We start from the raw sequence: 14,566 nt of genomic DNA on the forward strand, positions 1-14,566 counted from the left end.
CCATGGCCGCCGTCACGCGCGACGGGGACGGCTGCGTTCCCCTCGCCGAGCTCGACATCAACCCGGCGCTGCGCGCGACCTGCCAGCGCCGGCTCGCCGCGGCGCTCGAGGGGCGCGCCATGACCGCCAGGAAGCTCGCGGAGTTCTCCGGCGTGTCCGAGGCGGTCATCTCGAGGACGCTGCACGGACAGCGCACGCCCACGCTCGACGCGATCGTGCGCCTCTCGCTCACGCTCAACGTATCGGCCGACTACCTTCTCGGCCTCAAGGCGTCCCCCCAGGGCGATTACCGGAACGGCCCCCAGGGAGACGGCGGGGCGTAGGGCGAGCGGAGTCCGCTTCCCGTTCGGAAAGTCCCGGCGGTCACCGGTGTAGACCGGCAATCGGCTGGGTAACATATCTCAGATTACGGGCGCCGTGCCGGGGTCTCCCGGCCGGCGCCAAGGACATGGAAAGGATGATGCCGAGATGAAGCATACAGGAAGCGGCAGCCATACCGCCCGCGCGAAGCTCGGGCGCCTCGGCGTGGGCGCCCTGTCCATCGTCTTCGCCCTGAGTCAGGTGCTCGGACTGCTCGGTACCGCCGTGCCGTCCGCTTGGGCGGAGGCGGCGGAGCCCGAGACCGTGACCGTGACGCTCGCCGCCGGCGAGCACGGCAGCCTCGCCATAGCAGGCGAGGACGCCGAGAGCGACACGGTCGCGGTCGACAAGGGCTCGAACGTGACCGTCGAGGTCACGCCCGACGACGGCTGGTTCGCCGACTCGCTCACGGCCTTCGCCGGCGACGGGTCCGAGGCCGCAAAGCTCGAAGTCGAGGACGGCCGCGCCACCTTCAAGGCGGAGACGGACACCACCGTGACGTGCGCCTTCTACGAAAACGGCTCCAACGGGTCGGCCGCCCTCGAAGCCGTCGCCATCGATGCCTCGGCCAAGCAGGCCAAGCAGGCCTCGGACAAGGCCTACATCAAGGCCAACCTCGACGAATCGCTCTCGGGCCTCGACAAGTTCGAGCGCCGCGACGTGCTGACCGTCACCACCACCACGGTCGACTCCGGAAAGGTCGCCTCGCCCACGCTCGACGGCCTGTGGGCCGATACGGACTGCGACGGCATGGGCGACTACAGCGACGCGCTGAAATCCAACGCCGTGAGCCATGCCGTGCTCTACGACCTCGACGACTCGTCCGACTACCTCGTGGGCCGCGCCGGCTCCGACATCTCGGGCGCGACGCTGGCCGACTGGGGCGCATCGGAGAACAACGCCGACGCCGCCATGCGCCGCGGCCTCAAGTTCGACGCGGCCACCGGGCTCGTCTACGTGCCGAAGAAGTACACGGTCAAGAACAAGGCCGGCGAGTACAAGGTCGCATCCTCCCGCATCCAGCTCCTCTACGCCACGCCCGACAAGGGCGCGGCGAACACCTTCCCCGTGAGGGTCGAGGCGGAGAACGTCGACGGCCGCGCGGCCAGGTCCGGAACCGCCTCGGTCGACGTCTCGTCCCCCGACACCCAGATCACGCTCGCCCGCGACAAGGCCGCCCGCAAGTCGATCTCCGACGCCACGATCGAGTCCGTCACCGTCAACGGCATCGAGTACACGCGCGACCTCGATATGTGGACCTACGACAAGGACACCGGAACGCTCGACATCCTCATCGCCGCGGCGGGCGTGCGCAGCGTCGACATCAGGCTCGCCAACGACGCCGAGAAGAACATCGGCTCCTGGCTCGCGTCCCTCGCCACCGAGGCCTTCGCCGGAAACGTGTGGAACATCGGAACGTGGGAGTTCCAGTCCGCGCCCTGGGCCGGCATGTCCTTCCACACCGCCGGTCACAACAGGTACACCGGCACCACCACCGGCGCCACCCTGCCGGCGGTCGAGAACCCGTCCGGCGGCCGCTACGAGGCCAAGACGATCTACCAGGCGCTCGGCACGCAGAACGTCGACGTCTCGGCCCTACAGTCCGGAGCCTGGTCGATCGAGCGCACCTGCACGATCGCCGCGCAGACGGTCTCCGGCGTCACCATCCCCAGCGCGACGAAAGTGGACCTCACCTGCGGACATGTCGGCGTGAACCCCTCCGGCCAGATCGACCCCTCCTACAACCAGGCCGTCCACGCCGACGACGACTACGGCCAGACCGTGCGCATCGCCGCCGTCAACGGCGACGAGGCGATCATCGGCGTGACCGTCCCGACCACCTTCACGCAGGCCGGAGCCGGCTTCTTCAAGATCAAGTGGAAGCTGAACAAGGTCCGCTACACCTTCTCGAAGTGCTCGGCCAACGTCTCCATCACCGACGGCAACTCCGAGTACTCCGTCGAGGGCGCCGAGTACGACATCTACCGCTCCTCCGACAACGCGCTCGTGTCGCATATCGTCACCGACGCATCGGGCAACGCCGCGCTCGACCTCGAGCCCAACCAGGCCTATTACGCCGTCGAGACCAAGGCGCCCGCCGGCTACACGCTCCACGAGGGCCATATCAGCTTCAGGACCGGCAACTCCGCCGGGACCGAGCAGCTGAAGGACGACCCGGGCACGGTGCGCATCAAAATCAACAAGAAAGACTCGGCCACTCTCGGCGAGGCCCAATCCGGCGCCTCGCTCAAGGGAGCCGAGTATTCAATCGCCTCCCTGTCGACGCCTTCCTGGGGACCTGTAACCGCTACAACCGATGAAAACGGCTATGCGGTTATCCGCGACGTTCCTCTTGGAGAGTTGGCTGTCACGGAAATCAAAGCTCCCGCCGGTTACAAGCTAGATGCCACCGTGCATAAATACACTATTAGTCGTGACGACCCTCGTGCAGAAGGCGTATTCGAGCTTGAGCCCGAGAACGATTTCTCCGAAAACCCCGTCTCGTTCGATATCGAGATCGCCAAGACCAAGGGCGGCGAGGACGACAGCTGGGAGTCCGACGACGGCCAGGGGAATGCCGCGGCCGGCGTCCAGTTCCAGATCATCTCGAACACCACCGAGGAGGTCGTCGGAACCCTGACGACCAACGATGCCGGCTTCGCCTCCACCAAGGACGCGGCAACCTGCGACGAGACCTCCACCTCCGATGCCAAGACCGACGACCAGGCGCGCCCGTGGTTCGGCTCGGGCAAGCGCAACGCCGGCATCACCGGCGCCGTGCCCTACGACGCGGCCGGCTACACGATCCGCGAGGTCGATTCCACGGTGCCCGAGGGCTTCGACCATGTGGACGACTGGACCATCTCGGCCGACGAGCTGGTGGACGGCACCACGAAGTACTACTCCGTCATCGACAAGACGCTCAACAGCCGCATCCAGATCGTCAAGACCGACGCCGAGACCGGCAACACCGTGCCCCTTTCCGGCTTCAAGTTCCAGGTGCTCGACTCGGACGGCAGCACCATGAGCTTCGCCGACCCCTACGACGCCAACGGCACCGTCGACACCTTCACGACCGACGGCACCGGGCAGGTCACGATCCCGCAGCGCCTCAAGTCCGGCAAGTACTCCATCAAGGAAATCTCCGCCGTGGCGCCCTATACCGTCAATGGCGAGGCCGTCGGCTTCGAGGTCCCCAAGGACTACAAGAAGGCCTCCCCCGTGACCGTCATCAAGGTCGCAGACGAGCAGGCGAAGGGCAAGGCGACCATCACGAAGACGTGCTCGCATGACGGCCTGACGCTCGCCGGCGCCGAGTACGACGTCGTGGCGCAGCAGGATATCGTATCCCCCGACGGCACCGCGCGCGCCGCGGCCGGAGACGTCGTCGACCACGTGAAGACCGGCAGCGACGGCAAGGCGACCACCAAGGAACTCTACCTCGGCGCCGGCTCGGCGACCTACGCCTTCGTCGAGACCAAGGCCCCGTCGGGCCACGTCCTCGACGAGACGCCCACCCCGTTCACCATCTCCTACAAGGACGGCGCAACCGCCGAGGTGAAGGCCATATCCGACCAGTCCGACCCCGCGACCAGGTTCGATGTGACCAAGACCGTCAAGGGCGGCGACACCCCGCTTCCCGGCGCTAAGTTCCAGGTCTGGAACGCCGACGACGAGATCTCGATCGGCAGCGCCGCCGGCAACCTCGCCGTGCGCGCCGAGACTGGAAGCGAGGTCTCCATCAGGAAGGCCGCCGCGAGCGCAAGCGTCAAGGCCGAGGCCGATGACGGCACTTTCCTCGTCCTCAAATCCCCCGACGGCTTGGAAACCCCGCTCGGGGCCGATGCCGTCGATATGGAACCCGGTACGTATACCCTGATCGCCACCCAGGACGGCAATACCCTCGAAGTCGAGGAGGCCGAGATCGAGGCCGGCAAGTCCTACACCGCCAAGGTCGCGACCGGCCTGCTCGGCGCCAAGCCCGCCCTCACCGACGACGGATATACCATGCCTGCCATCCGTCTCGCCTGGTCCGATGCCGATTCGGCATACGAGGGCCGCGGGCTCGACGCCGGCACTTACGACCTGACCGTCTCGGGCAAACCCGCCGGCAGCATCGCGGTCGATAAGGACGGGGCGACCTACGCCTCGGTCAGCGGCGGCAAGGCCCACCGCGTGCCCATCCTGCTCAAGAAGGGCAAGAGCGCCGAGGAGGGCGTGACCGGCGCCGACGGCTCGATCGACTTCTGGCACCTCGCGCCCGGCACGTACCGCGTCGCCGAGAGCGAGGCGCCCGCCGGATACGTCGAGGCACCGGAGACCAAGACCTTCACGATCGACGCCGACGGCCGAATCGAGGGCTGGGAGACCGGGCAGGCGAACTTCGAGGACGACTTCACCAAGGTCCGCATCTCCAAGCGCGACATCACCGACGAATCCGAGGTCGAGGGCGCCAAGCTCACCGTCACCGATTCGGAGGGCAAGACCGTCGACTCGTGGACCTCGACCGCCGAGGACCACGAGATCGATGCGCTCGCCCCCGGCAAGTACACGCTCACCGAGGAGCGCACCCCGACCACCTACGACCAGGCCGAGAGCATCGAGTTCGAGGTGAAGAAGACCGGGGAGGTCCAGACCGTCACGATGTACGACTCGCCCATCTCCGTCAGCGGCGAGATCGACAAGCGACAGGAGATCGCCGACCCCACCGCCAAGGACACCGAGGCAAACGGCGACGGCCTGAACACGGCCGAGACCAAGGCGACCGACGACGGCTCCTATGCCTACACCATCGATTTCCGCTCGACCTCGAGCACCTGGACCGACGAGTTCACGGTCGAGGACGACCTGACCGCCGCCACCGACGGGCGCGCGCAGCTCACCTCGATCACCACACCGCAGGCCCTCGAGGACTACGACGGCAAGATGAACGTCTGGTACAAGACCGACAAGACGCCCGAGGATCATGTCGACGAGTCCGGGGCCAACGCGACGCTGTCCGACGGCCATGAGAACCCCTGGCTGTCCGACGAGGCAACCGCACCCACCCTCGGCGAAGACGGCCGCGCCGTCGACTTCACCGGCTGGAAGCTCTGGCGCGCCGACGTGCCCACGACCGAAGCCACCGAGCTTTCCGTGGCCGACCTCGGACTCGAGGACGACGAGCACGTGACCGCCATCCGCTTCGAGTACGGCCGCGTGGAGAGCGGCTTCACCACCCGCGACGGAGGCTGGGACCGCGACGGCATCAAGGACGCACATGACGATATCGCCAGCGCCGAGGACACGGCCAAGGAAAACGGCTCCCGCCCCGACAGCTCGGGCGGCATGGCCGAGACCGCCCTGGCGCCCGCCATCGTGCACATGAAGGCCACCGACGGCTACACCGCCGGCCGCGCGCTTGACAACTACGCCCGCGTGGACCTCTTCCGCAACGGCGGGGGCGGCGGACTCGAAGGCCATGACGAGGACCAGGTGACCCAGACGGCGAAGGCCGTCACGGTACCGCCGACCAACCTTGACCAGACCGGCCGCAACGTCATCATCGGCCTCGCCGCCGCACTTGCTGTCGCCGCCGCCGCGGCCGCGGCCCTCATCTACCGCCGCCGCACCCGTGGGTCCGCCGCGGACGACGACGAGCCGGACGACGACGGTTATGGCCGCGAAGACTACGGCCATGAAGACCGTTACGGTGACGGTTGCGACCGCGACGACTATGGGTACGATGACCGATACCGCGACGAGATCCGCGACCGCTACTGACGATAGGGCCGAATAGCCCACATCGGGGCCCGACGCAACCGTGCGCCGGGCCCCTTTCTGATTCCAGAGGAGATTCCAATGAAGAGACGACCGCGACGCAAACGCAAGGCCCTCGATATCATCCTCGTCGCCATATGCGCTTCATCGCTCGCCGCGGCCGCCCTCATCGGGTGGACGATCCTGCACGATGGCACCGTCTACAGCGAGATCTCGACCGAGGCGGGAGCCGCCGAGGGCGGCGGCATCGACTGGGAGGCCCTGCGCGCGCGAAACCCCGACATCTCCGCATGGGTCAACGTCGAAGGCACCCCGATCGACTACCCGGTGGTCTCGCCCAGGGAAGGCGACCCGCAGGGCTTCTACCTCAACCACGACTTCGACCGGAACTGGTCGTTCGCCGGATGCCCCTACCTCGACCCGCGCGGCACGGCCGACGGGCGGCACGCGCTCGTCTACGGGCACCACCTCAACTTCGACAGCGAGATGTTCACCTACCTGAGGGACGCATGGCGGCAGGAGAAGTTCGATACGCTCGGCGACATGTACTGGTCGACGCCCGACGGGGGCACCGTGCGCCTCCACCCGGCATTCTCGCTGTCGGTCGACAAGAGCTTTGCAGGCATCCAGAGGTTCGACCTCTCCGGCTCCGCCGAGACGCGGGCATGGCTCGCGGACCTCTCGGCGCAGGCGGGCGCGAGGGCGGAGGGGTGCGACGACCTGTGCGCGCACGCCACGCGCGCCGTCACGCTCGTGACGTGCACCGGAAACTTCGCAGGCGGCAGGGCGAGGACCCTCACGGTATTCGTCGGCTGAATTTTTCCGGCAAACATGTCACACCATGGAAAAGAGGCACAAAAGAGGGAATAAAAACGGGTATAAAAAAGGTAAGAAAGCGATAAAACCGCTTCCCATCTCGATAAACGCACTATCGGAAGGAGGTGTCGAAATGGATGGAAGCGCCAAACTGCCGCCGCACGCGTCGGTGGGGATAACCGAACTCAAGAACAACTTCGCCTCGATCGCGAAGCGGGTGCACGACACGTCGGTGCCCTGCACCGTGCTCAAGCAGGGCCGGGCATACGTCGCCATCGTCCCCGTGGACCCGGGATACAGGACAATGGGGAACTACGCCTGCAACCAATACACGAGGGCGCTGCGCCGCCTGTTCGCGTTCTGCCGGAACGCCCACGACCACCAGGTCACGTTCGTGCTCCGCCGGCGCAACGAGGACTACGTCGCCATCGCGCCGCTCGATCCTCCCGATACCGAGAACTGAGCACGCAGTAAAACCCGAGGGAAAGGACCGACCCATGCTGCCCACCATCATCATCGGAGCGTTCGTGCTCGCAATCCTCTGGCCCTTCATCAAGCTGGGCTATGAACTCATCAAGCTCGCGGGGTCGCTCGCCCTGCTCGTCGCCTCATGCGCGATCGGGGCGGTCGCCCTTGTCGGACGCGGGGCCTGGGCCCTCATCTCCGTCTGCCGCCGACAGGCGGGAGCGAAGAAGGAGAAGCCTGTGGAGCATCCGTCCGCGCCCCGCGAGCGCATTCCCGCGCTCCCCGAATACTCCTCGGTGCGCTAGGGGCACACCGGAGGGGACCGAACAAACGAAGAGACCATCAGGCATATATCTCGAAAGGACCATGCCATGAAGAACAACCCGATCGACAAGATCCGCGACCTCTTGGCGGAGCCCGCCGCGCGCCGCAAGGCGGTAATCTGCGCCGGCGTCGTCGCCGTCCTCGCCATCGGCGGGGCCGGAATCGCCATCGCATCCAACCGACCCGAACCGATCGATAGCTCGCCGTCCGCCGTCGAGAAGACCGAGACCGACGGCGATAAGGCGCCCGGTGCCGAATCCGTCGCGCCCGCCGACATCGCCAAGATATGCCCGACGCTCACGCTCGACGGGCAGGACGTCGGCGCGCCCGCCGACGAGCTCACCGTCACGACCGGCCAGGGCCGCGTCCTCGTAACGCAGCGGGCCCGCGGCGATGCCGCGGCCATCGTGGACTCCACCGCCCGCCGCAGCGCCGCGCTCGCCCGCTCGCTCAACGGATGCGAGACCGGCGGCAAGACGGTCGAGACCGTCACATGGGCCGCGATCGACGAGGGCGGCAACGTCGAGGTCGCCGTCACGAACTCCCCCGCCTCCGCGCCCACCGGCGGCACCACCGCGGACGTCGTCAACGGCTCGGGCGGCCATGTGATATCCGATGGCGTCTGGAACTCCGACGGCGTGCACGACGCCGGCTACGAGCAGAACGCGGGAACCGTGACCGATTCGGCCGGCGGCAAGATCGAGGCCGGCGGCAAGGCCGAGACCACCGAGACCGACGAGGGCGACAAGAAGGACCCGGGCAAGACCGATGAGGTCAAGGCCAACGACTCCGGCGGCAAGGCCGATTCCAAGAAGGACGAATCTAAGGGCAGCTCTGGGTCGCAGAAGTCCAGCGGCACGTCCGGCTCCTCTGCGACCGGGTCCTCCCCCGCGCAATCCCAAAAGAAGTGGGTACCCGAGCAGGGCCACTGGGAGACCGACTACGGCCAGGTCTGGGTACCGAACGTCGTTTACGTGCGCCATGGCCGCTTCATCTGCAATGCCTGCGGCGCGACATTCGACTCCAAAAACGGCTTCTACGCACATAGCGATGCGATGTATGCCCAAGGCCAGAACCATGATGGTTATACCGATGACTCATACACCACCAGCGAGGACCAGGGGCATTACGAGCAGCAGGCGACCGGCAGGCACTGGGTCGTGGACGTGGCCGGCCACTGGGAGTAGGGATTGCCTTCGGGCGGTATCGCACACATGAGGCTCACGTGCTGTAAAATGACGGCACCAATACAACCGGCAATGCGAGGATTGGAGCCAGAAGATGAACAGTAGAACGCCCGAGCTCTCGCGGCTCACCCTCATGTGCCGCGACCACGAGGTCGCCGAGTTCACCTGGAACCATGACCGCCAGACCGTGACCGGCAAGACCCATATCATCGATGCGGCCCATGCCCCCCTGATGTCGACCGACCCATCGGGAAACATCACCAGGGACAGGCTCTCTAACTGGTTCAAGAACAGGGGCATACCGGATTTCCGACCCGATGCCGTCGAGCGCCTGCGCGCAGTCGGCTTCCCGTCGGCCGCATCCCTCATGGCCTCCGGCTTCGGGACCTCTCTCTCCGATCAATACTGGATCCGCCCCGCCGGGTCGACTTCGACATGGAGCGACGTCAACTGCTTCGAGAACGATTTCAACGAAGAGCTCGGCGAGCTGCTGCTGCCGCACGACGTCTCCTCGGTCCCCTCGCTCATCGACAAGATCAAGGGCAATGCGGATATCCTCGCGTCCTCGCCCGATGCGGCCCTGAACGGCAACCTCCCGAAGCGCTGGACGGTCGAAGGCGGCCGCCGGGTGCTCGTCAAAGCCGGCAGGCCATCCAATAGGTTCCAGGAACCCTTCAACGAGAAGATCGCCAGCGTGCTGTGCTCGCGCCTGCTCGATGGCAGCGACTTCGTATCCTACAGCCTCGAAGACGGCGGATTTATGAAGTGGGCGTCTCGCTGCGAGACCATGACCGACCAGTTCACCGAGTTCGTCCCGGCCTACGCGCTCCTGTGCTCCTCGAAGAGGCCTTCCGATCTCGGCCTGCATGGTTTCTATGTCGGGACCTGCGCCGCCCACGGACTCGAAGTTCGCGAGGATATCGAGAAGATGCTGACCATCGACTACCTCATGGCAAACTTCGACAGGCATTGGAACAACTTCGGCATCCTGATTGACACCGAGAGCAGGGAATGGCTCCGTGCCGCCCCCATATTCGATACCGGCGAGGCGCTTTGGTGCGACCTCGATATGTCGCAGAGGTTCGTAGGCTACACGACGCCGCGTGCCGGGATGATGCGCCCGTTCGCCCGCAGAATCGACGACCAGCTCGAAAGACACTGCCGCGACCTCTCGTGGTTCGACCCGTCTGCTCTCAAGGGCTTTTCCGAGGAGGCCTGCGACATCCTCCTCGGCAACCCCTTCATCGCCAACGAGCCGGGCAGGATCGACAAGATCAAGGAGGCCATCGACCTTCGCGCCATGATGCTGGTCCGGCACGCGCGTGAGGTCAGGCATGAACGCGGTTTCACCGTCCCCGTCCCGCATGCTGACTCCACGGCCCAGGCTGACGCGCGGAAAAGGCACCACCGGTAATTCCCAAAAATCGAGCATCGCGCCCGCATATCGGTATGAAATGCTTCCCGATTGGGAAAAAGGGTTACAAACTTCGGCTCGCGGCCATACCGTGATCGAAGCTCACCCACCGATTCTCACCGAAAGGGCCTCTCAATGGGAAAAATGAAATTCGACGGCGCAGACGTCACCTTCGAGCTCGACGGCTTCGATGCCCTGGCCGAGCGCGTCCGCTCCAAGAAGATCAACTGCAAGATCAACCCCTCCGACCTCCCCAGGCTCTACGCCGTCATGGATGCCGAGCTCGAGGGCAACGAAGAGCTCTCCGCGGCATTCGCCGAGGCGCAGGAGGCGGCGTTCAACAACGCCGTGCTCGCCGTCTGGGCCGAGCGCATCAAGAGCTTCAAGGACTCCTTCATCCCCGTTTTCGGCGATGCCTGCAAGGACGCCGCGTGCCGCTTCGGCTTCTCCAAGGACGGCAGCAACACCTTCAAGTCCGCGGTCGACGCCTTCGCGGCCAACATCTGCGACCTCTACGGCGCGGCACCGCAGATCGTGGACGGCTTCTGCGAGTTTCTGGCGCGAAACGCCTGCCTCGAGTTCGACGGCTACGCCGCCGACATGCCCGTGCCCTGCCAGCTCTACGTGGCCGAGGGAATCTCGAAGATGGCCTACCAGCAGGCCATGAACAGCGTCCGCGGGTTCAAGCTCGACACGGACGCATCCGTGGAGTTCGCCGAGAAGTTCATCAACGACAACGTCACGACCCCCGACAGCTTCATGCACCTGAACGACGCGTGCGTCGCGATCGAGAACGTCATGGCCGCGACCTCGACGCCCAGCGTCCCCGAGGCAGCCGGCATGTTCGCTGTGACCAAGGCGGCCTTCGAGCACAAAACCGTCGACCACTTCGACGACGCGCTCCGCCCGGTATACACCGACGAGACCGATGCCGAGTTCGAGGACGCGGTCGATGCGGCGCAGGGCCTCAACCCCGACGCAACCGGCATCATCGCGCACCCCGATACCGACCACCCCGCCCGCCCGGACGAGGCGACGTCGGCCCCGGTCCAGCCCGAGACGTACCGACAGGACGCCTACCAGGGAGAGGGAGCGGGATATGCCCGCGAGCAGGGCGACTACGCCCGTCCCGAGACCTATGGCGGCGACACCGGCAGCCAGTACGGCTCCTATGACCGGGACGCCTACGGCAGCACCTACAAGCAGGGCTACTAGGCCCATCTGAACCTCTGGAAAGGCAGGGTCGGCTCATGGCGGACGTACCACCCGCACCGTCGGGACAACGCTCGGTCACGCTCGACATCGGTGCAATCGGATCTAAGCTCGGGGACGGCATCGATATCGAGGAGGCATATCGACTCGTGGCAACGGCTATGGAAAACGATGCGGAGCTCATGGCGGCGGTCGGAGCCGCGCGCGAGCGCGCGGTCGAGACGGTGAGGGGCAACCTCGCCGCCAAGTCAGCCCGCGGCGGGCTCGAGGAGTACCGCCGGGTGCTGGACGCCGCGTTCGAGGACGCCATCGACGACCTGACGGCATCGATGGGCATGACGGCATCGCCCGACCAGAAGAACACCTTCAACTCCGCCTTCGACGCCTTCGCGGCCGCCAACGCCTCCATCTACAAGAGCAGCGCCGATTTCCGGCGCGAGTGCGTCGACCTGCTCGCGAAGCGCGCGCTGGCCGAGCTCGGGAGCCCCGTCCCCGCCGACTTCGATGTGCAGTCGCGCATCTCGGACTACATCGGGGAGCTCTCCCGCGAGCAGGCCGCCAAGACGATCTCTTCGCTCCACGGCCTCAAAGTCTCCGAAGTGCTCGCCGCCGGGCGCAAGCGCATCGCGCAGGCCCTGGGCGACCTGATGCGCCGACTGCGGGGCAAATCGGCCGCAGCAAAGGCCCCGGCCGCACCCCGCCAGGCGCCCGCGGCACCCTCGCCTGCGGCGGCATCGCCCGAGGTCGAGGATGCGCCCGCGGAGAAGGAGCCTCCGAGCGCACCGAAGCATGCGGCCGCGAAGGCGCCCGCCGCGGCAGACGACAGCGACGAGCGCCTGCGGGACCTCATCAACGGCATCGGCACCTCGCTCAGATCGGGCCTGCCGACCGGCACGCGGGGGCGCCACGCCGCGCCCGTCCGGGCCGCCGCGGACGATATCGACGAACCGCCGTGTGCGGACAACATCGTGGAGTTCAAACCCCTCGACGCCGAACGCGAAAGGGAGCGCAGCGCGGCGATCGACTCGCGCGTCCCGGCGGTGCCCCCCGTCCGGGCCGCCGCGGCCGCGGCCTGCGCGAGCGCCGCGGCCCCCGTCAGAAACTACTCGCTCAACCTCAGGTAGCGTCTCCTTTCCGTCAGCCCCCGCTTCCCATTCGGGAAACGGGGGCTTTCGCATGCCCCGGCGCCATCGCGTGCGGATACGATTGCCCGTAATACCAGCTTTCCGTCGAAAGGGAAAACCATGCCCGACCAAGAAGACTTCCGTATGGATCACAGCGACATTCTGGACTGCAAACTCGCCCTGATGGGCGTCTGGACGCAGGCGTGCCGTGACGCCGCCGCCTACTTCGGGGTCAACCCAGACGGCACGGGCAGCTTTTCGTCCGTCACCCAGGCCCATGCGGGCATGACCGCGGGCACGCTCGCCATGGACGGGATCTCGGCCGACGAGATGACCGGACGGCTCGCGGCCTCGCTCGTCGAGCACTTCCCGGACAAGACCGACATCATCACCGGAGACCCGGCCGCGGCCAAGGTCTACGTCAAGCAGTACGTGGTCGATCTCGCCAACCACCAGGCGCTCGCCATGGCACGCACGAACAGCAAGCTGTTCCACAGGCAGCTCGACCGCGCCGCCGCGGGCCTGGCCAATGAGCATGGCCCGTCCGCTCCCGTGCCCGCCGCTGAGGAGGAGTTCGACATGTGCGTGCCCCTCATGGACGGCACCATCGAGGAGAACAGCGAGGAGGTCGCCGAGTTCAGCCGCGAGCTCGACCGTACCGGCATCCGCTACAAGTTCAGCGAGCTCGCCGCCGCGGGCTCGGCCAAGGTGCAGACCTGCCTCAACTTCATGTCCCGCGACATCAAGGCCGTCCAGGCCGCCTGCACCCGCGCGGTCCAGAACATCTCGGCGCGCGGCCGGGCGTTCGCAGACAAGGTGAAGTGCGTGCCGCTCGTGCTCTCCGCCGCGGCGGAGGGCGTCTCGGATGCCATGCGCGATGCCGCCGAGCTCATGGACAAGGGCTATGAGAAGATCATGGCGCAAGCCGCCATGGACCCGCGCTCGGTGGCCGCCGCGGCCAAGCACTGCGCCGACGCCACGGCGAACGTGCCAACGCGCCACCTCCCCAAGGCCTCGCACGGCGCCCATCTGGGCTAGCCGGCGCCCGCGGCATTCGATATCTCGGACCAGACCACGGCCAAGGAGGCCACCATGTTCAAGACCTGTAGCGACCCGGACTTCAACTGGATGCACTGCCTGTGCGATTCGGCCACCTGGGTCGTCAAGGAACCCGGCAAGCCCATCAGGTTCTTCCACTCGCAGCTTATCGACGACTCGCTCTCGCCGTCGGGCTACGGCTTCGCCATCGACGCGTTCCGCATCGATGCGGACGGCACGCTCGACGACTTCTACAGCGACACCCTCTGGGACTACGGCGCGGCCGACGAGCTGATCGCGGCCTACCCCAACAGACTCAGCTGCGCGGTACGATGCGACGGGCTCAACCCGTACGACATCCCGTTGAGCTGGAGCCGGGGCGATGCCGAGCGCTTCCGCGCGCGCGACACCGTGCTCGCGGCGGTCGATATGCTCACCGACGAGGCCGACGAGACCGGCATCGACGCCTGCCCCGAGTTCTACCGCGACGACTACATCAGCATGTACATCAAATCGCAGGGCCTCGGCGAGACCGTGAAGGTCGGCGGCATCGAGTACCCGCGCTTCTCGGTCATCTCGACCGACTGCCTATGCGGCGACGACGAGAAGGGCGATTTCGAGACCCTGGGCGAGGCCATGAGGGCGGCCAAGAGGCTCGTCGATGTCGAGGGATATGACGGAGCCGCGGTCTACGACCGCAAGCAGGAGGCGTGGTGCGCGGGATGCAATGTCACCACCCTCATGGATATGAACGGCGCGGCCGCCGTCACGCATCCGTTCTGGACGATCACCTGCGAGGCCGAGAAGAGGGAGCCCCCGCAGCGAGTCGCCGCCCTCGAGCGCGCGCAGGCCGCCGACCGCGCCCG

11 protein-coding genes are annotated in these 14,566 nt (G+C 66.5%); all 11 read left to right on the forward strand.

All coding sequences use genetic code 11. The annotated features are described in order from the left end of the window. Window positions 1-2: 2 nt before the first annotated feature. The gene (locus tag DXC18_RS06870) at window positions 3-323 is read left to right on the forward strand and encodes a helix-turn-helix domain-containing protein (protein WP_114538210.1); all 321 of its coding nucleotides are present in this window, start codon (window positions 3-5) and stop codon (window positions 321-323) included. A 145-nt stretch (window positions 324-468) separates the two neighbouring features. Continuing rightward, window positions 469-6,123 carry a collagen binding domain-containing protein gene (locus DXC18_RS06875; RefSeq protein ID WP_117716757.1) on the forward strand — a complete coding sequence of 1,885 codons (5,655 nt, stop codon included), beginning with the start codon at window positions 469-471 and terminating at the stop codon, window positions 6,121-6,123. A 78-nt stretch (window positions 6,124-6,201) separates the two neighbouring features. After that, the gene (locus tag DXC18_RS06880; RefSeq protein WP_117716758.1) at window positions 6,202-6,936 is read left to right on the forward strand and encodes a class B sortase; all 735 of its coding nucleotides are present in this window, start codon (window positions 6,202-6,204) and stop codon (window positions 6,934-6,936) included. 133 nt (window positions 6,937-7,069) lie between these two features. Further along, the gene (locus tag DXC18_RS06885) at window positions 7,070-7,399 is read left to right on the forward strand and encodes a type II toxin-antitoxin system Phd/YefM family antitoxin (RefSeq protein ID WP_117716759.1); all 330 of its coding nucleotides are present in this window, start codon (window positions 7,070-7,072) and stop codon (window positions 7,397-7,399) included. A gap of 34 nt (window positions 7,400-7,433) precedes the next feature. Further along, entirely contained in the window at window positions 7,434-7,706 is a 273-nt protein-coding gene (locus DXC18_RS06890; protein WP_117716760.1) for a hypothetical protein, read from the forward strand. Window positions 7,707-7,772: 66 nt separating this feature from the next. Further along, on the forward strand, window positions 7,773-8,912 hold the full coding sequence (locus DXC18_RS06895) for a hypothetical protein (protein ID WP_117716761.1): 1,140 nt from the start codon (window positions 7,773-7,775) through the stop codon (window positions 8,910-8,912). A 94-nt stretch (window positions 8,913-9,006) separates the two neighbouring features. Continuing rightward, complete coding sequence (locus tag DXC18_RS06900) at window positions 9,007-10,326, forward strand: hypothetical protein (protein WP_117716762.1); 1,320 nt, start codon at window positions 9,007-9,009, stop codon at window positions 10,324-10,326. A gap of 135 nt (window positions 10,327-10,461) precedes the next feature. Further along, complete coding sequence (locus DXC18_RS06905) at window positions 10,462-11,541, forward strand: hypothetical protein (RefSeq protein WP_117716763.1); 1,080 nt, start codon at window positions 10,462-10,464, stop codon at window positions 11,539-11,541. A gap of 35 nt (window positions 11,542-11,576) precedes the next feature. After that, window positions 11,577-12,662 (forward strand): hypothetical protein, encoded by a 1,086-nt coding sequence (locus DXC18_RS06910; protein WP_117716764.1) that lies wholly within the window; start codon window positions 11,577-11,579, stop codon window positions 12,660-12,662. A 120-nt stretch (window positions 12,663-12,782) separates the two neighbouring features. After that, window positions 12,783-13,700: a hypothetical protein gene (locus DXC18_RS06915; protein ID WP_117716765.1), complete on the forward strand. Its 918-nt coding sequence runs from the start codon at window positions 12,783-12,785 to the stop codon at window positions 13,698-13,700. Window positions 13,701-13,754: 54 nt separating this feature from the next. Continuing rightward, on the forward strand, window positions 13,755-14,566 hold an 812-nt coding region (locus DXC18_RS06920), incomplete at its 3' end, for a hypothetical protein (protein ID WP_147330262.1).

Source organism: Collinsella sp. OM08-14AT (assembly GCF_003438115.1).
Classification (GTDB): domain Bacteria; phylum Actinomycetota; class Coriobacteriia; order Coriobacteriales; family Coriobacteriaceae; genus Collinsella.

Coding starts and splice junctions, on each gene's coding strand:
- DXC18_RS06915 (WP_117716765.1), top strand. CDS start 12,783: ATGCCCGACCAAGAAGACTTCCGTATGGATCACAGCGACATTCTGGAC.
- DXC18_RS06900 (WP_117716762.1), top strand. CDS start 9,007: ATGAACAGTAGAACGCCCGAGCTCTCGCGGCTCACCCTCATGTGCCGC.
- DXC18_RS06885 (WP_117716759.1), top strand. CDS start 7,070: ATGGATGGAAGCGCCAAACTGCCGCCGCACGCGTCGGTGGGGATAACC.
- DXC18_RS06870 (WP_114538210.1), top strand. CDS start 3: ATGGCCGCCGTCACGCGCGACGGGGACGGCTGCGTTCCCCTCGCCGAG.
- DXC18_RS06880 (WP_117716758.1), top strand. CDS start 6,202: ATGAAGAGACGACCGCGACGCAAACGCAAGGCCCTCGATATCATCCTC.
- DXC18_RS06895 (WP_117716761.1), top strand. CDS start 7,773: ATGAAGAACAACCCGATCGACAAGATCCGCGACCTCTTGGCGGAGCCC.
- DXC18_RS06890 (WP_117716760.1), top strand. CDS start 7,434: ATGCTGCCCACCATCATCATCGGAGCGTTCGTGCTCGCAATCCTCTGG.
- DXC18_RS06905 (WP_117716763.1), top strand. CDS start 10,462: ATGGGAAAAATGAAATTCGACGGCGCAGACGTCACCTTCGAGCTCGAC.
- DXC18_RS06875 (WP_117716757.1), top strand. CDS start 469: ATGAAGCATACAGGAAGCGGCAGCCATACCGCCCGCGCGAAGCTCGGG.
- DXC18_RS06910 (WP_117716764.1), top strand. CDS start 11,577: ATGGCGGACGTACCACCCGCACCGTCGGGACAACGCTCGGTCACGCTC.